3 protein-coding genes are annotated in these 21583 nt (G+C 71.1%); all 3 read left to right on the top strand.

Annotated elements, in window-relative coordinates:
- The first annotated feature begins 27 nt into the window (after positions 1-27).
- The 3 genes from ACR4XJ_RS08600 to ACR4XJ_RS08590 are packed head-to-tail and all read left to right on the top strand — an operon-like array spanning position 28 to position 21564.
- Positions 28-16974 carry an amino acid adenylation domain-containing protein gene (locus ACR4XJ_RS08600; RefSeq protein ID WP_434754842.1) on the top strand — a complete coding sequence of 5649 codons (16947 nt, stop codon included), beginning with the start codon at positions 28-30 and terminating at the stop codon, positions 16972-16974.
- Positions 16974-20408 carry an AMP-binding protein gene (locus tag ACR4XJ_RS08595; RefSeq protein ID WP_434754841.1) on the top strand — a complete coding sequence of 1145 codons (3435 nt, stop codon included), beginning with the start codon at positions 16974-16976 and terminating at the stop codon, positions 20406-20408. The genes ACR4XJ_RS08600 and ACR4XJ_RS08595 overlap by 1 nt, the downstream gene beginning before the upstream one ends.
- On the top strand, positions 20401-21564 hold the full coding sequence (locus tag ACR4XJ_RS08590; RefSeq protein WP_434754840.1) for a serine hydrolase domain-containing protein: 1164 nt from the start codon (positions 20401-20403) through the stop codon (positions 21562-21564). Before ACR4XJ_RS08595 ends, ACR4XJ_RS08590 begins: the two co-directional genes overlap by 8 nt.
- Positions 21565-21583 lie beyond the last annotated feature (19 nt).

Genomic DNA, 21583 nt, shown 5'->3' with positions numbered 1-21583 from the left:
AGTTCTCGCATCATAGAGAGGTTGTTCATGAAAGACGCCGTGATGGATGACGGGCTGGCAGAGATCGTTCCGCTTACCGGTTGCCAGAAGGAACTCTGGCTGGCTTGTCGGACATCACTGTCGGAGTATGCGGAAGTGTCCATCCGGGGCAGTTTTCCCATCGCCAATGCCGTCTGCCCGGAACGGCTGCGCGAGGCCATCCGCATCGTGCTGCGGCACACCCCCCTGCCGGGCGCCACGCTGTGCGCGGACGGCGACGAGCCGCAGTTCATCGTCGGCGGGGCGGAGAACGTGGATTTCCGCTTTCTGGACCTGCGCGGCGCGGCGGACCCGGAACAGGCCGCCGGGGACTACGCGGACGCCTTTTTCGAGGAATCCGTGGACAACCCTCTCATGCGCTATGCACTGCTGCGCACGGGAGAGGCGGAAAGCCTGTACCTGGTCAAGAGTTCGCACCTTGTCCTCGATGGCCTGGGCTTCTTCTACCACACCGCGTTCGTGGCCGAGGTGTACACCGAGCTTGCGCAGGGCCGCACACCGGGGCCGTACGACCGGTGCCCGTGCAGCGAGGAATACCGCGCCGATGCGGAGCACGCCGCCTCGCCCCGCTTCGCCAAGGACATGGAGTTCTGGGAACGGCACCTGGAACGGCTGCCCGAAAAGCGCATCTTCCGGGCGCTGCCGGGCCGCCCCGATGTGCTGGGAAACACCCGGTACAGGAAGTACCTGCTGTCGGAGGAGACCTCGCGCCAGGCCGGGGAGTTGCAGGCCAGATACGGCGTGAGCCCCGCCGGGCTGTTCACGGCGCTGCACGCGCTGGTCCTTTCGTACATGTGCGACGAGAAGGACATCGTGGTGCAGACGCCCCTGGCCTTCGGCGAGCGCAAGGCGTTCCGCAAGCGGCAGGGGGCGCACATCTGCATGCCCCCCACCTGGCTGGACATGCGCCGGCACGAGACGTTCGCCTCGCTGTTGGCCGACGCGGGCGCGCAGAGCGCCGCCTTCTTCCGGCGCGCGCGCACGCCGTTCCAACTGGCCATGCGCAACCTGGGCCACAAGAACCTGGCCCACATCGCCGACACGTTCATCAACTACCTGCCCAACGCCCCGGAAGGCTCGCCGGATTTCCGCATATGCGAAGCCGTGCAGCACCACAGCGTGCACGAGCCGGTCCTGTTCGGCGCGCTGGTCATGGAGGAATGCCACACCCGGCGGCTTTCCCTGACGGTGCGCAGTTGCCGCAACCACCTCAGCGAGCGGGACGTGGACCGGTACGTGCGGCGCGTGGAACATCTGGTGGGCCAGTTGGCCTCCGGCGCGGACCTGCCGCAGCTCGGCTACCTGCTGGAGGAGGAGGCGCGCGAACTGCGCGCCTGGCAGCGCGGTGACGAGCGGCCGTACCCCGTGCGGTCCATGCCCGGCCTGTTCGACGAGAAGGCGCGGGAGTTCGCGCAGCGCGACGCAGTGCGCGACGGGCGCGGGGCGGTGCTGACGTACGCGCAACTGCGCGAAAATTCGCTGCGCTGCGCCGCCTGGCTGGCCGGGCAGGGGGTGGGCAAGGGCGGCGTGGTGGCCGTGCTGGCCCGGCGCACGCTGCGCCTGCCGGAAATCGTCCTGGGCATACAGCGTGTTGGCGCGGTGTACCTGCCCGTGGACCCGGACGCCCCGGCGGAGCGCATCGCCTTCATCATGGCCGACGCGGGGGCCACGCTGACGCTGGACGCGGACGGCGACGCGCACCTCGCGCCGCCGCCGGAAGATTGCCCGGCGGCCCCGGCCACGGAACCGGACCCGCGCGACGGGGCCTACCTCATCTACACTTCCGGGTCCACGGGCAGGCCCAAGGGCGTGCTGGCCCCGCACGGCGGCTTCGTGAACATGATCCTGGGGCAGATCGAGGTCTTCGGCGTGGGGCCGGACGACCGCGTGCTGCAATTCGCGCCGCCCGTGTTCGACGCATCCCTTTCCGAAATGTTCATGGCCCTGTACGCCGGGGCCTGCCTGTACCCGGTCGGCGACGCGTACCGCAACGCGCCGTGGGACCTGAAGGGGTACATGGCGGACAACGGGGTGACCGTCACCACCTTTCCGCCGTCCTACCTGCGCCTGTTCGACGGCGAGCCGTTCCCCGGCCTGCGCGTGCTGATAACGGCAGGGGAGCCGCCCGTGGCCGCCGACGCGCTGCACTATGCGGAGACGTTGCGTTATTTCAACGCCTACGGCCCCACCGAGACCTGCGTGTGCGCCTCCATGAAGCGCGTGACGCCCGGCGAATCCCTGCCCATCAGTTCCGGGCGGCCCGTTCCCAACGCCGCCGCGTACATCCTGGACTCCGGGCTGCGGCCCCGGCCCGCGGGCATGGTGGGCGAACTGTGGGTGGGCGGGGCCAGCGTGGCCCTTGGCTACCACGGCAACCCGGAACTGACCGGGCAGCGTTTCCGCCATCTGCCCGGCCATCCGCCGGGCCTGCTGCCCGGTGAAGACGGCGGCGTGGCCTATGCCACCGGCGACTTGGCCCTGTGGTCCGAAACGGGTGAAATACTGCTGGTGGGGCGTGCCGACGACCAGGTGAAGGTGCGGGGCAACCGGGTGGAGCCGGGCGAGGTGGCCTTTCTGCTGGAGCGCTGCGAGGGCGTGCGCCAGGCATCCGTTCTGGCGGTCAAGGACGGCGACGGGCAGACCGAACTGGCGGCGTTCGTGATGCTGCACCCGGACGCCACGCAGGAGGCCGTGGCCCGCTGGAGCCGGGGCAACCTGCCCCCGTACATGGTGCCGTCCGTCTGGCGGGTGCTGGACGCCATGCCGGTGACCCCCACGGGCAAGGTGGACCGCAACGCGCTGCGCCGCATGGCCGAGGCCCCCGCGCAGGCCCGCCGCCGCGAACGCCCCGTGGACGGGCGGCTGCTGGATGCCTGCCGGCGGACCATGGGCGGCCAATACGACCCGGAAGCCAACTTTTTCGACCAGGGCGGCAACAGCCTGAAGGGCATGCTGCTGCTGCGGGAAATCCGCAAGATCTTCGGGGTGGACGTGGCCTTCCGCGACTTCGTCGCCTGCGAGACCTTGTTCGACGTCGAGGAGGTGTTGCGCGGGCGGGGGGAGCAGGCCGCGCCGCCGCCATCCGATACCGCGCCCCTCAGCCGCGCCCAGTACCGGATATGGGCGTACCAGCAGGCCAATCACGGCACGGTGGACTACAACATGCCCCTTCTGCTGGAGGTGCGCGGAGAGAACGCGCGGCCCTTCACCGATGCGCTGCACCGGGCGCTGGGGGATCAGGAATTGCTGTGCAGCCTTGTCGGGGGCGACATCGACGCCCCGCATCTGGCGCGTGGCGGCGGGGCCATTCCCGTGCGGGAGCAGGCGTTCGCGGACGATGCGGCGGCCATGGCGTTCCTTGACGGGCAGATCCACACCCCCTTCGACCTGCGGCGCGAGGCTCCGGCGCGCATGGCCGTGGCCCGGATCGGGGACCGGTTGCAGGTGCTGGTGGTGGCGCACCACATCGCGGGTGACGGCGAAACTCTGGACATCGTGCTGCGCAACGCGCTGGAATACCTGCGCGGCGGGCAGCCGGAACGGGGAACGCTGGCCGTGCAGGCGCGGTTCTGCCACAGGGAGGCGGAATACCTGCGTTCGGACGCCTGCCGGGATGATGCGGCGTACTGGCAGGCGGTGCTGACCCCGCCGGTTCCGCCAGTGTCCCTGTCCTCGGAACGTGCCGGGGGCGGGGGGCGTACGGGAGCCATGGCCGACGTCGGCCTGCCGCCAGCGCTGGCCGAAGGGCTGGACCGGCTGGCCAGGCGGTCTGGCGCCACGGAACTGACCTGCTTCGTCACGCTGCTGGCGCGCTTCCTGTGCCGGACCTGCGGCAGGCCGGAAATGCTGGTGGCCGTGCCCGTGGGCCTGCGCGAGACGCAGGAGGAGTTCCGCACGGCGGGATTCTTCGTCAACACTGTGCCCCTGCGGTTCGCGCCGTCCCCGGCGGCGAGGATGGAGGAGGACGCACGGGCCACGGCGCGCCAACTGCGCGAGGCCGTGGCGCACGGCCGCTACTGCGACATCCCGGCGGTGCCCGACTTCCTCGCCACCCACGTCCACGCGGAGTCTTTCGAAGGGCCGGGCCTGGCGGTGTGCAGGCTGCCCCTGCAACTGCGGGCCAGCAAGTTCGCGGGCAGCTTCACGCTGGTCACCGGGGAAGAGGCGCGGATCATCCTGGAGCACGACGCGGGCTTCATCAGCGATGGCGCGGCGTTGCTCGCGGCGCTGTTGCGGGACATGGCGTCCGCGCTGGGCGATGGCGACATGGCGGACGCCACGGGCACGGCTGCCTTCTCCCTTGCCGTGTCCCCTGACGCGCTGCAACCGGGCGACGCCGCGCCACGGGCCGCTGCTCCCAACGCCACGGCCGCCACGGCAGCGGACCGGCCCGCACCGTCCTCCCCCCGCCAAGCGCTGGCGCAGGCCTGGGCCTCGATACTGCACGCGGGAGCAGGGGACTCGGCCGATTTCTTCCGGGCGGGCGGCGATTCCATCAAGGCCATCCAGATCACGGGCATGCTGCACCGGAGCGGCGTCACGGCCCTGTCCGCGCCCGATTTCCTGCGTACCCCCCATTTCTCCGACCTGTGCGCGCTGCTGGATGAGGCGGACTCCGGCCAAGCGGGCGCGCAGGGCGCTGCCGATGACGCCGGGTCCGCCGGGGGCGACGGACAGCCGGTCCACCCCCCGCTGGCGGCGGGGCAGGTGGCGGCCTTGCTGCCCATCCAGCAGGCCCTGCTGCGGGACCACCCCGACCACTGGACCTCGTTCCACATGCTGCTGCCGCTGGAACTGGCCCCGTCCATCGCGCCGGAGGCGGTGCAGGCGTGGCTGGACAGCCTGCCCGGCAGGTACGAAGCCCTGCGGCTGGCCTTCACCCCGCGCGGGGCGGAAGTGCTGGCGGTCCCCCGGCCCGTGGCGTTGCGGCGTTTCGACATGCCGCCCGGCGCCACCCGGACGGACGCCCTGCGCCACATGGTCCGGGAGGTCACGGCCGGGCTGGACCCGCAAACGGGGCACACCCTCGGCGCGGGGCTGGCGGACTGCGGCGGGGCGCGGCTGCTGGCGCTGGTGGGGCACCATCTGGTGCTGGACGCCGTCTCGCTGGACATCCTGCTGCGCGACCTGAGGGCCTTCGTCGCCGGGGCGGACGGAGCGCACGCGGGCGAGGGCTGCGGCCTTGCCGCCCGCTCGGCGGCCATGGAACGGCTGGTGGAGGAGGGCGTGTTTCCCGCCGCCGAAGACCGCGAATTCTGGCAGGGCGTGTGCGGAACCCCCGCCGCGCCGCTTGATGCCCTGCGAAAGGATGGCGTTCCCATCGTTCTCGATGACGCCCTGCAAGCGGGCGGCGCGGACACCGCCGCCGAACGCGTGACAGCCCGCGCCAGCGTGCGGGGCTTCCGCCCCGGATACACCCGGTCCGTTCCGGCGGACCTGCTGGCCGCGCTTGCCGCCGCGCTGCACGGGCAGGGGCAGCGCGCCACCGTGTTCGTCACCCTGGAAAGCCACGGCCGCGACAGCGTGGTCCCCGGCTGCGACCTGAGCCGCAGCCTGGGCTGGTTCACCGCCGTCTGCCCCCTGCCGCTGGCGCCCGCCGCCACCGGCTCGCAGGCCCGCCGCCATCTGCTGCCGTGGCTGCGCGAGGTCTTCACCCCCCGCAACTGCAATGCCTACGGCTACCTGCGCCGCGCCGACCCGCAACGCTTCGGGTACGCCGCCCAGATCGGCTTCAACTACCTGGGCGCGGCGGGCGATGCCGGAGAAGGCGCAATCGTTCCGCTGTCGTCGCTGGGCAACCCCGGCGATGTCCCGGAACTGCTGCACCCGCACTACCGGCCGGATGCGCCGCTGGACCTTGCCGCATCGTTCGACGCTGACGGCGAACTGCACCTGATGGCGTGGTTCAGCCCGCAGATGCTGGTCCCGGAATGGGTGGCCAGCCTGCTGCAAGGCTGGACCGCCGCACTGCGGACGCTTCCCGCCTACTGCCCGCCGCTGGAGGACGACACCCGCGCCGCCATCCTGGCTGCCTGCGGCTGCGCGGAAGAGGATGTCGAGCGCATCGAGCGCCCGGATCCCAGCCACGAACCGATGCTGTACCAGCACCTGTCCTCCGGCCACGGGGTATACACCCAGCAGGTGGAATTCCACTTCGACGGCGAGGTGGACGAGTTCCGGCTCATGGCCGCATGGAACCGCGTGGTGGACCGGCACGAGAGTTTGCGTTCGCTGTTTCCCATGGTCCACCACGGGGAATTTCACCGCGTGGCCCTGCGCCGCGCCCGGAGCGGCGCGGAGTACCACGATCTGTCGCACCTGCCCCCGGACGCCGCCCGGGCCGAGGCCGATACCCTGCTGCGCGCGCGGCGGGGCAGGGCGTTCGACCTCGCGCGCGGGCCGTTGCTGCATGCGCAGTTCTTCCGGCTGGATGCGCGTACCGTGGTCATGAGCTGGTGCTTCCACCATCTGCTCATGGATGGCTGGTGCATCGGCGTGCTGTTGCAGGAACTGTTCGACATCTGGCGCGGCCTTTCCGGGCGTCCTGCTGCACCGCTGCCCGCGCCCTTCCCGCTGCCGGAGTACGAACGGTGGCAGGCGGACTTCGACGAAGAGGCGGCGCGGGAATACTGGGCCGCGCTGCTGGAAGGGTATGGCCCGCTGGCCGGGGTGGCCCCCGCCCCCAACGCGCTTTCCGCCGCCCCGCCGTCGGGCGGCGGCGAGCCCGAAACGCTGGAGCTGACGCTGGACGGCCCGCTCAGCGACGCCCTGCGGCAGACCGCCGCGTCGCACGCGGTGACCCTGTCGGCGCTGACGCAGGCGCTGTGGGCCGTGGTGCTGGGCGTGCGCAACGGCCACCGCCGCGACGTGGTGTTCGGCGTGGTCACCTCCGGCAGGCCCGCGGAGGTGGACGGCATGGACCGGGCCGTGGGGCTGTTCATCCGCACGCTGCCCCTGCGGGCGCGCTGGAACGAGGCTGACGGCATCGCCGCCTTGCTGGCCGGACTGCGCGAACAGGGGCTGGGGCAGATGCGGCACGGGTACCTGCCCCTTGCCGCCATGGGCCGTGACCTGCTGGACCACCTGATGGTCTTCGAGAACTATCCCGCCGACGTGTCCTTCGGCGGGCTTGGTCTGCGCCTGCTGGACGTGCGGGGCTACGAGAAGATTCCCTACCCCCTCGGCATCACCGTGATTCCCGGCGCGGAACTGCGCTTCCGTTTCCTGTACGACCCCGCCGTGCTGGGCCGGGCCGACGTGGAAAGCCTGCGGGACAGGCTGCACGCCGCCCTGCGCGCCGTGGGCAGGGACAGGAACATTGCCTGCCAAGCCCTGGAAGCGGTGGTGGCCGCCGTGCCCGCCCCCGGCGTTGCCGCTCCGGCGGGCGCGGAACTGGTGGATACCGGACAGGCGGATACCGGACAGGCGGACGCCCAGCGGGCGTCCTTCGCGCACCCGGACGATGGGCCGGACGACGGCCTGGAGGATGCCATCCGGGACATCTACGCGGAAGCCTTGGGGCGTTCCCCGGTGGAGCCCGACGCGGATTTCTTCCTGCTGGGCGGGCACAGCCTGTCGGCCATGCGCGTCATGGCCTTGCTGGGCAGGCGGCTGGCCGTGAAGGCGGGCATCGACGACATTCTGTCCTACTCCAGCCCCCGGCAACTGGCGGCGCGCATCCGGGCTCTTGCGCACGGCGGGACGCCCCCGGACCACGTGGCGCGCATTCCGCGCGTGGACCCGGAAGGGGCGCACCCCCTGTCCCCGGCCCAGCAGCGCATCTGGTTCCTGCAACGGCTGTACGAAGACGGCAGGATATATCAGATTCCGTTCGCGGCGCGGCTGCCCGGCGACGTGGACGCGGACGCGCTGCAACAGGCCCTGCTGCTGCTGGAAGGCCGCCACGACGCGCTGCGGCTGCGCGTTTCCGCCGATGCGCCGGAACAGCGCCTCGTGCCGCCCGGCGGCCTGAGGCTGGAACTGCGGGACGGGGTCTGCGCGGAACAGGACCTGGAACCGGCCCCCATGGACTTCGGGTTCGACAGGCCGCTGGTGCGGGCGACGCTGTTCCGCGAAGGGGCATCGGGCTGCGTGCTGCTGTGCAGCGTGCACCACATCGTGTTCGACGGCTGGTCGTCGGAAATCCTGCTGCGCGAACTGAACGAAGCCTATGCGGCGGTGCTGCGCGGCTCCCCGCCCGCGTGGCCGCCGCTGGAAACGGACTACCTCAGCCACGTGGCGTGGGAGCGGCAGCGGGAGCCCCAAGGGCTGGACAAACTGAAGGCCGCGCTGCTGCCCCTGCCGGAACGGCTGCGCCTGCCGCTCGATTTTCCCCGGCCCGCCGTGCAGGGGCTTGCGGGCGGCGTGGAGGTCTTCCGGCTGGACGCGGCGCGGGGCCGCGCGCTGAAGGCCCGCGCCCGCGACGCGGGCGTGTCGCTGTTCCCGGTGCTGCTGGCGCTGGTGGGGACCTTCCTGCACCGGCATACCGGGCAGGACGACCTGGTCGTGGGCTGCCCCGCCGCCAACCGGGAACTGGAGCAGACCCAGGGCATGATCGGCCTGTTCGTCAACACCCTGGCCATCCGCATGCCGTTGCGGCCGGACGGGGACTTCGACGAACTGGTCCGCACCGTGGACGCGGCGTTCCGGCGCGCCCTGGCCGCCCAGTCCTGCCCGTTCGACAGGCTGGTGGACGCGTTGGGCGTGGAGCGGGACACCTCGCGCACGCCGCTGTTCGACGTGTTCGTGGCGCTGGAAGACGCCACCTGGCACGACTTTGACCAGGGTCCCCTGTACATGCGGCCCCAGCCGCTGCCGCATCGCAACAGCAAGTTCGACCTCAGCTTCTATTTCCGCGAGACGGAGCCCGATGCCTACGAAGTGCATCTGGAATACCGGACCGACCTGTTCACCGCCGCCACCGCGCGCAACCTGTGCGACCGCCTGTCCACCCTGCTGGAGGCGGTGCTGGGCCGCGACGGCGCGCCCCGAAGCGTCCCCCTGCACGCGCTGGACCTGATGCCGGAGCGAGAACGGGAACTGCTGCGCCGCTTCAACGACACGGCGGAAGCCTTCGACATCGAACGGGACGCGGACGGCCTGTTCCGCGAACAACTGGCGCGCACGCCCGGCCATGTGGCCATCATCGACCCCGCCGGGCGGCCCTGCACCTATGCGGAGTTCGACGCCAGGGTCGCAGCCATGGCCGCCTGGCTGGCCGGGCAGGGGGTGTCGCCGGGCGGCTACGCCTGCGTCTGCTTCGAACGGTCGCTGGAAATGATGGTCTGCATCTTCGCGGTGCTGCGCGTGGGGGCCGTCTACGTGCCCGTTGCGCCGGGCCTGCCCGAAGCGCGCCTGCGCGCCATGCTCGAAGACCTCGGAACGCCCGTGGTCATCTGCGACCCCCGCTTCGCGCCCGCGTTCGAGGGGTGCGGCGGGCGCGTGCTTGCGCCGGACATGTTCGCACCGGACATGTTCGCGCCAGACACGTTCGCACCGGACATGCATGCACTGCCGCCCGCCGGGGCGGCGGCGCGGGGCGGCATCGCGCCGGATTCCCTGGCCTACGTCATCTTCACCTCCGGCTCCACCGGGCGGCCCAAGGGCGTGCAGACGGAGCACCGCAGCCTGTGCAACCGCCTGCTGTGGATGCAGTCGCGCTTTCCCATCGGGCCGGGCGACGTGGTGTTGCAGAAGACCACCGTGTCGTTCGACGTGTCCGTCTGGGAACTCTTCTGGTGGTCGTGGTGCGGGGCCGGGCTTGCGCTGCTGGAACCGGAAGGGGAGAAGGACCCGGCCCGCATCGTGGAGGCCATCCACGCGCACAGGGTCACGGTGCTGCACTTCGTGCCGTCCATGCTGCGGGCTTTCCTGGACTACCTGGAAGCCGTTCCGGACGAAACACCCAGGATTTCGACCCTGCGCCACGTGTTCACCAGCGGAGAGGCGCTTTCCCGCGAACTCGTGAGCCGGTTCAACGCGCTGCTCCCCGACAAGTCGCACAATGGGCTGCACAACCTGTACGGCCCCACGGAAGCCACCATCGACGTCTCGTGGTACCCCTGCGCCGAAACGCCCCCCCACGCGGTGCCCATCGGCAGGCCCGTGGCCAACACCGGGCTGTACGTGCTGGATGCCCGGATGCGCCCGGCGCCGCCCGGCGTCGCCGGAGAGGTATGGATCAGCGGCGTGCAGGTGGCGCGCGGCTACGTGAACCGGCCGGACCTGATGGAGAGCCGCTTCGTGGCGGACCCGTCCGTCCCCGGCGGGCGCATGTACCGCACCGGCGACCTTGGCCGGTGGCTGCCCGACGGAAACATGGAATACCTTGGCCGCAACGACGACCAGGTCAAGATTCGCGGCCACCGCATCGAACTGGGCGAGGTGGAGGCCGCGCTGGCCCGCTGCCCCGGCGTTTCGCAGGCGGTGGCGCGCGCCTGCCGCATCGGCGGGCACGACGCGCTGGAAGCCTTCCTGCTGCCGCACGCCGGAGCGGCCCTGTCGCTCCGCCACATCCGGGCCGCGCTGGCGGACATCCTGCCCGAGTACATGTGCCCGGCTCTGTTCCACACCGTGGACGCCATTCCGCTGACCCCGTCCGGCAAGGCGGACCGGGGGCGGCTGGCGGGCGCGCCGCTGCTGCCCCCCGCGCGTCCCGTCGAAAATCCGGAAGCGGCCTCGCTGCTGGACGAGGTGCGCGCCCTGTGGCGGCAGGCCATGCCGGAAGTGGACGTGCGGGACGCGGACCTCGGCTTTTTCGAGGCCGGGGGCAATTCCCTGCTGCTGCTCCAGTTGCACGGGCTGCTGGACAAGCGCTGGCCGGGCGTGTTCACGCTGGCGGGGCTGTTCTCGGAAAGCACCATCCGGGCGCAGGCGGCGTGCATCGACCAGGCGCGCGGCGTGGCGGTCCGCCGCGAGGCCACGGCCGCGCCCCATGCCCCGGTGGCCATCATCGGCATGGCCGTGCGCCTTGGCGACCATGCGGACACCGAACGGTTCTGGCAGGACCTGGCCAGGGGGGCGGACCTGAACGTGCCGTTGCCGGAAGCGCGGCGGCACGAGGTGCGGCAGGTGTTCGAGGCCGTGGGCTTTCCCTTCGACGAGGCCCGGCTGCGCGAGGCCGCGTACCTTTCCGACGTATCCTCCTTCGATCACAAGCGGTTCGGCCTTGCCCCCGGCGATGCGGCCCTGCTGGAGCCCCGGCAACGCGTGTTCCTGGAAACGGCCATGCGGGCGCTGGACGACGCGGGCTACGGCGGCGCGGCGCTGGAAGGGCGCAACGTGGGCACCTTCGTGGGGGCCAGCCCGTACCGGCTGTTCCAGGACGCGGCGACCAGGGCCTTTCCCGACCAGGCGGAGCAGATCTACCTGCTGAACGTGCCCTCCAACGTGGTGGCGCGCCTCAGCTACCTGAAGGACTGGAACGGCCCGGCGGCCACCGTGGACACGGCCTGCTCCTCGGTGCTCAAGGCCGTGCACGACGCCTGCCGCAGCCTGCGCGCGGGCGAAAGCTGCGTGGCGCTGGCGGGCGGGGTGCACCTCATCGATCTGCCGGTCAAGGCCGACCGCGCGTTCACCATCGAGGCCGCCTCCGGCCTGACGCGCACCTTCGACGCGGCGGCCGACGGCGTGGGCGCTGGCGAGGGCGCGGCGGTGTTCGTGCTCAAGCTGCTGGACGAGGCGTTGCGCGACAACGACGCCATCCATGCCGTCATCGCGGGCAGCGCGGTGAACCAGGACGGTCGGTCGTCCAGCATGGCCGCGCCCAACCCCGGCGCGCAGGCCGAGGTCGTGGCGCTGGCGGCGCGGGGGGCGTCCGTGGCGCTGGAGGACATCAGCTTCTTCGAGGCGCACGGCACGGCCACCGTGCTCGGCGACCCGGTGGAGATCGAGGGCTTGACCCGTGCCTTCGCCCGCGAGGGGGCGCAGCCGCGCGGGAAGATTCCCATCGGCTCGGTAAAGGGCAATCTGGGGCACCTGGACGCCGCAGCCGGTGCAGTGGGGCTGGCCAAGGCCGTGCTGTGCCTGGAAAAGGGCATGGTGGCGCCGCAGCCGCACTTCGAACGGCCCAACCCGCACATCGACTTCGACGCCGCGCCCGTGCGGGTGGCGCAAGCGCTGGAGGCGCTGCCCGAAGCGCACCGGCCGTGGCGGTGCGGGGTGAGTTCCTTCGGCCTCAGCGGGGTGAACACCCATGTCATTCTGGCCGAGCACAGGCCGGCCGAGTCCGGGAAGACCGGGCACGGGGGGGCGGGACCATCCGCGCGGGATGGCGACGGCGCATGGTACTGCGTGCCGTTTTCCGCCCAGGGCGAGGCCGACCTGCGCGCCTACTGCCGCAGCGTGCGGGACGCGGTGGCCCGCAATGCCCGCTGGCCCCTGCACGCCATCGCCGCCACGCTGGCGGCGGGGCGCGACCATCTGGACGTGCGCGCCGCGGTGGTGGCGCGCACGCGGCAGGAACTGCTGGACGCGCTGGACGGCGACATCGCCCCGGCAGCCTGCCAGACGCGGCAGGCGGGGACCGTGGACGCCGTGCACGACACGCCGGAAGCGGCCGACGAAGCCGTGCGGGCGTTCCTGACCGGGCAGCGGCCGATCTGGCCCGCAGGCCGCCCCCTGCACAGGGTGCACCTGCCCGCCACGCCGTTCGCCCGCGTCCCGCTGTGGCCGCGCTTCGCCACGCCGTTCCTGTCGGCCCCGCTGCCCACGCCCTCCGGCAGCGCCTTTGCCGTGGCGCTGGACCGGTCCGACTTCTGGCCCGTGGCGGAGCACCGCCTGAACGGCGTGCCCACGCTGGTGGGTATGGGCATGCTGGACATTATCGGCAAGGCCATCGATTGGGACAGGGCCGTGGACCGCCTGCCGCTGTGCATCGAAAACCTGCGCTGGCGCAGGCCGGTGACCATGTCCGGCGACAGCCGGGCCACCCTGCTGGTGGAGCGGCGCGGCCACGGGCACGCGGTGGAACTGCACCACCTGCGCGACGGGGCGTGGAGCGTGGCGGCCAGCGCCCTGGTGCGGGATGGCGGGGAGTCCGCACCCCCCGCCGCACTGGACGTGGCGGCCCTGCGCGAAGGTCTGCATCCCTTCGAGGCGCAGGGCGAGCAGGCGCTGGTGAGCATCAGCGGGCGCTGGCTGTGCCGCGAGGGGATGTGGATTTCGGACAGGGGCGACCGGCTGCTGGCGCAACTGGCCCTGCCGGACGCATACCGGCACGACCTGCATACCTTCAGGTGGCACCCCGCCATGGCCGACGTGGCCGCCAGCCTGGCCCTGCACGGCGTTTCCGGCTTCGTTCCGGCCAGTTGCGGCACGGTGCGCCTGTACCGCGCCCTGCCCGCCAAGGCCCTTGCCCACGTGAGCATCACTGGGCGGCAGCCGGGCATGATCACAGCCCGCTGCACCGTGGCCGACCGTTCCGGCAACGTGGTGCTGGAGATGGAGGATTTGACCTTCCTGTCCCTGTCCCAGGCCCGGCCCGTGATGGCCGATACCGTCCGGCCGGAGCCGGAACTGTATGCCGTGGAGTGGATACGGGCGGAACTGCCGCCCGCCGCACCGGCGGAGCCCGTGGCGGGCGGCGGCCTGATGCTGCTGGGCGGGAGCGGCGGCCCCCTGCACGACGCGCTGGCCGGGCACGCCGGCCTGCGGTGCGAACTGCCCGCGCGGCTTGAGGAACGGCAGGCCCTGGCCGGGGAAATCCTGGACCGGGACATCCGGCACATCGTCTACCTGCCGTCCCCCGGCGACGAGCACTGGGCGTTTTGCAGCCAGCTTCAGGAACTGTGCCGGGCCCGGCTGCGGCACCCCCTGCGCGTCACGACAGTGGGGGGCGGGGATGCGGCGCCGGATTCCGGCGGCGCGCTTGACCGGGCCCTGCTGCTGGGGCCGCTGCTGTGCCTGCATCAGGAAGAGCCGCTCATCTCCTGCGCCCACGTGGAAGTGGATTCGCCGGAGCCTGCGGCCCTGAGGGCATTGGCGGACAGCCTTGGCCGCATCGACGGGCCGTACCGCATCGACGGGGACGGGCACATTCTGGTGCGGCGGCTCGGCGCGCTGGCCGCGCCTTCCGTCACCGCCTTGCCCGCCATTGCCCCGGAGGGGTGCGTGGTGATCACCGGCGGGCTGGGCGGCATGGGCCTGACCCTTGCCCGCAGCATCGTCGAAACCGGCGAAACCCGCGTGGCGCTGCTGCACCGCAAGCCGGAAATCCCGGCGGATCTTCCCTTCGCCGCCTACCGCTGCGACGTCACGGACGCCGGGCAGGTGGCGGCCGCGTTCGCCGCCATCCGGCGCGAGGTGGGGCCCGTGCAGGGCATCATCCATGCCGCCGGGGTGGCGGGCGACGGCTATCTGCTGACCAGAAGCCGCGAGGCGTACGAGGCGGTGCTGGCCCCCAAGGTGGCCGGAACGTGGAACCTGCACCGCGAAACTCTGGACGATGATCTGCGCTTCTTCGTGCTGGCCTCGTCGCGCACCGCCCTCACGGGCGCGCCGGGGCAGGGCGACTACACGGCGGCCAACGCCTTCCTGAACGCCTTCGCGGGGTACCGCCGGTCCATGGGCCTGCCCGCCCTGTCCATCTGCTGGAACACCTGGTCCGGCGTGGGCATGGCCGCGCGCCACGGGGCGGACAAGGGCGCGTTCACCCTGGCTCCGGAACAGTCCTTCGGCGTGCTGGCGGCGGCGCTTGCCAGCGGTTCGGACCTTGCCGTGGTGGCCATGCCCGGCGAGGGCGCGGCGGAGCATCCGCTGGCCGCCTTTGCCGAGGCGGGGCGGCCCGCCGGGCCGCAGGCCGTTCCCCATGCGCAGCCCGCTCCGGCCGCCCCGGCAAACACCGCCGCAACGGACGATGGCCTGGAAGCGCAACTGCTGGAAATCTTCCGCGACTGCCTGGGCTACGACGCGGAACTGACCCGCGAGGACGATTTCTTCGACCTCGGCGGCGATTCCATTGCCGGAACGCGCATCGTCAGCCGCATGGACCAGACGCTGGGCATCAAGGCCAGCGTGGTGGACCTGCTGGAAAGCGACAGCCTGGGCGACTTCGTGGACCGGGTGCTGGCCGGGTGCGAGCGGGCGGCACCGGCGGCGCGGGGCGTGCAGCCCGCCCCGGCGCGCGACACGTATCCCGTGGGCCGCGAACAGCTGGCCATCCTGTACGCGGACATGCTGAGCGAAGGCCACCTGGGCTTCAACCTTCCGGCCTTCCTGAAGCTGCCGCGCGACCTGGACAGGCGGCGGCTGGAAGAGTCCATCGCCACGCTGGTGCAGCGGCACGACGTGCTGCGGACCTCGTTCCGCGACTTCGAGGCCGAGCATCCCACCATGGTCATCCACCCCTTCGCGGGCTTCACGCTGGAAGAAACGCGCCTGCCGGACCTCGCGCACAAGGACGCCCTGATCACCCCCTTCGACCTCAAGAAGGAACCCGGTTTCCGGGTCCGCCTGCTGACGCTGGACGACGGCGAGCACGTCCTGTTCTACGACATCCACCACGCGCTGGCCGACGGCAGGACCATGTCCCTGCTCAACGCGGAGCTTTACCGCCTGTACCACGGGCTGCCGCTGGAGCCGGTGCGCGCGCAGCAGAAGGATTTCGCGTGGCACCAGTTCACGCAGTCCAACGCCGGGGACAAGGACTACTGGCTGGCGCTGTTCGGGGACGGCCTGCCGAAGCTCGATCTGCCCGCCGCGTACCCGCGCCCCCCGGTGCAGACCAACCGGGGCGGCATGTACGAGTTCGAACTGCCGGACGGACTGGTGGCGGGCATCCGCGACCTGGCCCGGCGCGAAGGCGCGACCAACTACCACGTGGTGCTGGCGGCGTGGAGCCTGCTGGTCCACGCGTACACGGGCGACGAGGACTTCGTCATCGCCATATCCGTGGACAGCCGCGACGGGCACCTGAACACGGCGGGCATGCTGGCCTCGCTGCTGCCCCTGCGGCTGCGCGTGGACGGAGCGAAACCGCTGGGCGCGCTGCTGCGGGACACCCGCACGGCCAGCAACGAGGCGTTGCGCCATCGCGGCTACATCCTCGGCAACCTGCTGGCCGACCTGAAGCCGCCGGTGTGCCTGGACCGGTCGCCGCTGTCGGAAGTGATCCTGTCCTACATGAACTTCGAGTTCGCGGCGGAGGGCGGCCAACTGTTCGAACCGTTGCGGTTCAGCAAGCACGCCAGCAAGACCGATCTGTCCATCTTCGCCAGCGACACGGGCAACGCCATCGGCTTCGCGCTGGAATACTACGCGGACCTGTTCAGCCCGCAGGACATTGAGGACATGGCGCGGGACCTCACGCGCATCCTGCACCTGATGACCACGGGCAGCGCCGACGAACCGGTGGGCTTCACGCATGCGCCGCAGGCGCCGCGCATCGAGGCGCGGGCGCAGGGCGTCACGGGCGCGCTACGGCGGGAGCTGGGCGTGAACCTGTGCGACGGCATCCGGAGCCTGGCGGAGCGCAAGGGCGTCTCCCCGGCCTCGGTCATGCTGGCCACCTACGCGGTGCTGCTCGGCCGGGCCACGGCGCGGCAGGACATCGCGGTGGACGTGACGCCGGGCGGCCCGCTGCGGCTCGCCATCGACGACGAGACGGAGTTCGGCCACCTGCTGGCGCTGGCCCAGGTGCATCTGTCACGCAACGGCCAGGGGGCGCGCAACGGGCAGGAAGCGCCGACGCCGCATGGCGGGGAACCCGGCGGCCCGCCGCGCATGGCCTTTGCCTGGGGGGCGGCGGAAACGGGATCGAGCGCCGATGGGCCGGGACGGTACGCTCTGGTGTGCCGCGCGCTGGACCACGGAGGCCGGGGCAGCCCCATCAGCGTGCGGTTCGAGCATGACCCGCTGGCCATCGACGCCGAAACGGCCGGAACCTGGCTGGAATACTACGAACGCTTTCTGGACGGCGCGGCCGGGGGGAATGGATGATGAAGATAGCTGACTTCAGGTTCGACATGCCCGCCCCGGCGGCCCCGCGCACGGACGCGCCGTATGGGGCGGACGGGGCGGCCACCCTGGAAGCCCTGTTCCGGCAGGCTGTGGACCGCGACCCCGGCGCGGTGGCCCTGACCGACGACGCCGCGTCGCTGACCTTCGCCGGGCTGGACGAGTTCTCCATGGCCGTGGCCGGGTTCATCCTGGCGCGGGGCTACGGGAAAGAGGCGGCCGTGGGCGTCCTGTGCAGGCGGGGGGCGCACTACCTCGCGGCGGCCCTTGGCGTGCTGCGGGCGGGCGCGGTGTACGTGCCGGTGGAGCGCGACCTTTCGCCCGCGCGGCAGGAGGCCATGCTGCGGCCCGTCAGGATGATCGTCACCGACAGCCACTGCCTGCGCGAGGCCGAATACTTCCGCTACCGCAATCCCGGCATCGGGCACGTGCTGTGCATCGACCTGCCGGACACCGGCGGCTTTCTGGAAAAGCCCACCGGGCTTGGCAGCACCGCCTACTGGGAAGGCGTGGCCGGTGCGGGCGGCGACCAGGGCTGGAAAGGCTGGTTCGACGGGCAGCCGCTGCCGGCGGACGTGCTGGAAGGCATGGCGGCCGGCATCCTTGCGGAAACGGGGCTGGCGGACAGGCCCCGCAGGCGGGTGCTGGACGTGGGCAGCGGTTCCGGCACGGTGGCGGCGGCGCTGGCCGGTGCGGCGGAGCGGTACACCGCCGTGGACCTTGCGCGCAACGAACTGGACCGGGCCGGACGCCTGGGGCCGCCCTCCGTGGTGCGGGTGCACCAGATGGAGGCCGTGGATATCTGCTTCCTGGCCGGAGAGGAATACGACCTCGTCTGCCTGAACGGGGTGGTGGAGAACTTTCCCGGCTACAACTACCTGCGCCGGGCGCTTGACCATGCCGTGCGGCTGCTGGCCGACGGCGGCACGCTCTTCGTGGGCGCGGTGCGCGACCTGGACCGCAGGGACGCCTTCCGGGCGGCGCTGGTGGAACACGCCGGGCGCACCGGCGAGAGCGCCGGGCTGCTGCGGCTGGACTCCGGGCAGGAACTGTTCGTCCCCGAGCGGTTCTTTGCCGAATGGGCGGCGGAAAGCCCGGTGGGGGTACAGGTTTCCATTTCCCGGCGCGGCGCGGCGCACCGGGATTTCGCCCACTGCTACGACGTGGTAGTCCGCAGGGCCGACCACAGGACCGACCGGGCGGCCCCGCCCGTGGAGCGCGGCCTTTACGGCATGGCGCACGCGCGGGAACTGCCACGGCCGCAACTGCCCGCCTGCGCGCCGGAGCAGGCCGCGTACATCGTGTACACCAGCGGTTCCACCGGGATGCCCAAGGGCGTGGTGGTGGAGCACCGCAACCTGCTGCACATCATCGCGGCGCTGCGGGAATATTCCGACGGCTGCCGCAAGGCGGCGCTGGTGGCCCCGCTGTCGTTCGACGCCTCCATCCAGCAGTTGGCGGTGTCGCTGTTCTGCGGCAAGCCGCTGCACGTCATGTCCGACGCGGCCCGCAAGAGCCCGGAACAGTTCTGCGAAAGCGTGCGCAGGCACGGGGCGGACCTGTGCGACATGACCCCGGCCTTCTTCAACGTGCTGGCGGACCACCTGCACGCCCGGCGCGAACCGTTGCCGATGGCGCGGCTGCTGCTGGCGGGCGAGGTGCTGCGCCCCGACGCCATCCGCAAGTTCTACGCCATTCCCGGCAACGAGGGCGTGGTGCTGTTCAACGTGTACGGTCCCACGGAATGCACGGTGGACAGCAGCGCGTTCCGCATCGATATCGGCAACCATGCCGCGTATTCCGCCTATCCCATCGGCAGACCGCTGGCGGGGGTCGAGGTGACCATCCGCGACCGGGACGGCAACCCGCTGCCGGATTCCGTGACCGGCGAACTGTGGATTGCCGGGGCCGGAGTTTCGCGCGGCTACCTGAACGGGGAAAGCCCCGGAGCCTTCGCCATGGCCGAAGGGCGGCCCTGCTACCGCACCGGCGACTACGGCCACGCCCGCGACGGGCTGCTGCACTACGCCGGGCGCGAGGACCAGCAGGTGAAGATACGCGGCAACCGCGTGGAAATCGGCGAGGTGGAGAACGCCATCGCCGGTTTTCCGGGGGTGCGGCAGGTGGCGGTGGTGGCCGACACCTTCAGCGCCCAGGAGGGCAGGAGCCTTGCGGCCTACGTGGTGGGCGGCGTGGACGCGGCCGCGCTGCGCGTCTACCTGGAAGGGCAGCTGCCCCCGTACTGCGTGCCGGCCCATTACGTGCCCATGGTGGAACTGCCCTTTTCCGTCAACCGCAAGGTGGACAGAAGGGCGCTGCCGTCGCCGCTCGCCGTCAGGCGGACCGTGGAAGGGCGCAGGCCGGAGGGCGCCGTGGAGGAAAAGCTGGCGGTCATCTGGAAACGCCTGCTGGGCGTGGACGTGGCCGATGCCGACGCCAGTTTCTTCACCTTGGGCGGCAACAGCATCATGGCCATCCGCCTCGTGGCCATGGTGGAAAAGGAACTGGGCGTCCACGTGGCCGTCAGCGAGCTGTTCACGCATCCCAGCATCGCGGGGCTGGCCGGGTTCATCGCGGGCAAGGGCGGCGCGCAGGACGGCCCGGTGATCCGGCTGTGCCGCCGCGAGGGGGGAAAGAACCTGTTCCTGTTCCACCCGGTGGGCGGCAGCGTGTTCTGCTACAGCCACCTCGCGGAAATGCTGGGCGGCGTCTGCTCGGTCTACGCCGTGGAGGCGGCGGGGTTCCGGGCGGAACGGACGGCGCTGAACACCGAACTGCACCGGGTGGAAGACCTTGCCGAATACTACCTGGGGGAAATCCTGAAGGTGGAGAGCAGGGACATCATCTTCGGCGGGTGGAGCTTCGGCGGGCTGCTGGCCTACGAGGCCACATGCCGGTACGCGGCCATGGGCAACGATCCGGGGCCGGTGCTGGCGCTGGATTCCGTGGCGGACAACAGCCGGGCCAGGCGCATCGCGGCCAGGGACGACGTGGAACTGCTGAAGATTCTGCTGCGGGACGCCCTGGCCTTCGACGAGGACGTGTTGCGGTCGCTCCCGCGCGAGGGAAAGCTGTCCTACCTCGTCCAGTGCGGCGAGCGCACCGGGCTGCTGCCCGCCGGGTTCAGCGCCGTGCAGATGGACAACCTGTTGCAGACCTACCGGGGCAATGCCATCGCCACGGCGCGGTATGACCGGCCCACGCCGTCGGACCTGCGGGTGCTGCTGGTGCGGGCCCTTGATTTCGCGGGCAATCCGCAGATCGTGCCCGATGACGAATACCAGGGCTGGAGCCGCTTCCTGCGGCGGGAAAACATCACGCTGCGCTGGACCGAGGGGACGCACGAAAGCATGCTTTCTCCCGGCCTTGCGGGCAGTGTGGCCAGACACATACTGGAGTATCTCGGCCATGCGTAGCGTTCCGAAATCCCGTGGCGTTCCCGCCCCGGCGCTTGTTCTGGCGCTTGTTCTGGCGCTGTGCGCGGCGTGCGGCAGCGCCCATGCCCGCCATGACGCGGAACGCCTGCGCCGGGTTGTCACGGAACTGGGCGGCAGGGCCGCCGCCGACCCCGCCATTCCCGGCCTGTCCATAGCGGTGCTGCAAAAGGGCGGGGACGACCCGGTGGCGGTGGCCTTCGGCGTCGCGTGCATCGAGAACGCCACCCCCATGACCACGCAGTCCCGCTTCAAGATCGGGTCGGTCACCAAAGTGTTCACCGGTGCGCTGGTCCATCGGTTCATCGAGGAAGGCAGGCTGTCCTACGACACGGCCATCGACCGGTTTTTCCCCGGTTTTCCCGACGGCGGGGCCATAACCGTGCGCCACCTGCTGGAACACACCTCCGGCATCCTCGACATGTTCGGGCTTGCGGAGGTGCTCGCCAATCCGGCCCGGCAATGGACCCCGGAAGAACTGGTGGCCCTGGTGGAAAAGCAGCCCCTGGCGTTCCGGCCCGGCACGCGGCAGTCCTACTCCAATACCGGGTTCCTCATGCTTGCCGTCATCTGCGAGCGCGTTTCCGGCAGGACGTACGAGGACCTGGTGCGAGAGACGTTCGCCGAAGGGCTGGGCATGAAATCCCTGCTGCCGGGCAACGACACCGCCATCGTCCCCCGTCTGTCGTGCGGCTATGCCGGCGGCCCTGACAACGCGGACAAGGGGGAGTTGCGGCTTCCCGTGCCGGCCAGCCTGACCACGGCAAAGGGCACGGGCAACCTTCAGGCGGCCCCGGCCGACGTGGTGCGGCTGGTCAACCTGGACCGGCTGCTGCGGAACGACGTGCTGGATACCGTGGCGCTGGAACCGCTGCGCTTGCCGGATGGGCAGGTTGCCCTGAAGCCCGATCGGAGCGGGGCCTTCAGCCTGGGTGAACTGGACGGCTGCTCGCTGCTGCTGTTCCGCGAACCTGAAATGGCGCTGGTGGGCAAGCTGGGCCTGTTTCCGGGGTTCGGCACGGCATATCTCTACGACCGCCGGACCCGGATCGCCGTGGCCATCAGCGTGAACAACGAGGGGGCCATGACCGGCATCGTGGAGCTTGGGGCGGCGATACTGAACGCGCTGCGGGACTGACCGTCCGCGTTCAGGCGGC

Origin of the sequence: Nitratidesulfovibrio sp. D1 (genome assembly GCF_051133415.1) — a bacterium.
Taxonomy (GTDB): domain Bacteria; phylum Desulfobacterota; class Desulfovibrionia; order Desulfovibrionales; family Desulfovibrionaceae; genus Cupidesulfovibrio.
The sequence above is the reverse complement of the archived record's forward strand: the minus strand, read 5'-3'. Positions and strand labels throughout refer to the sequence as shown.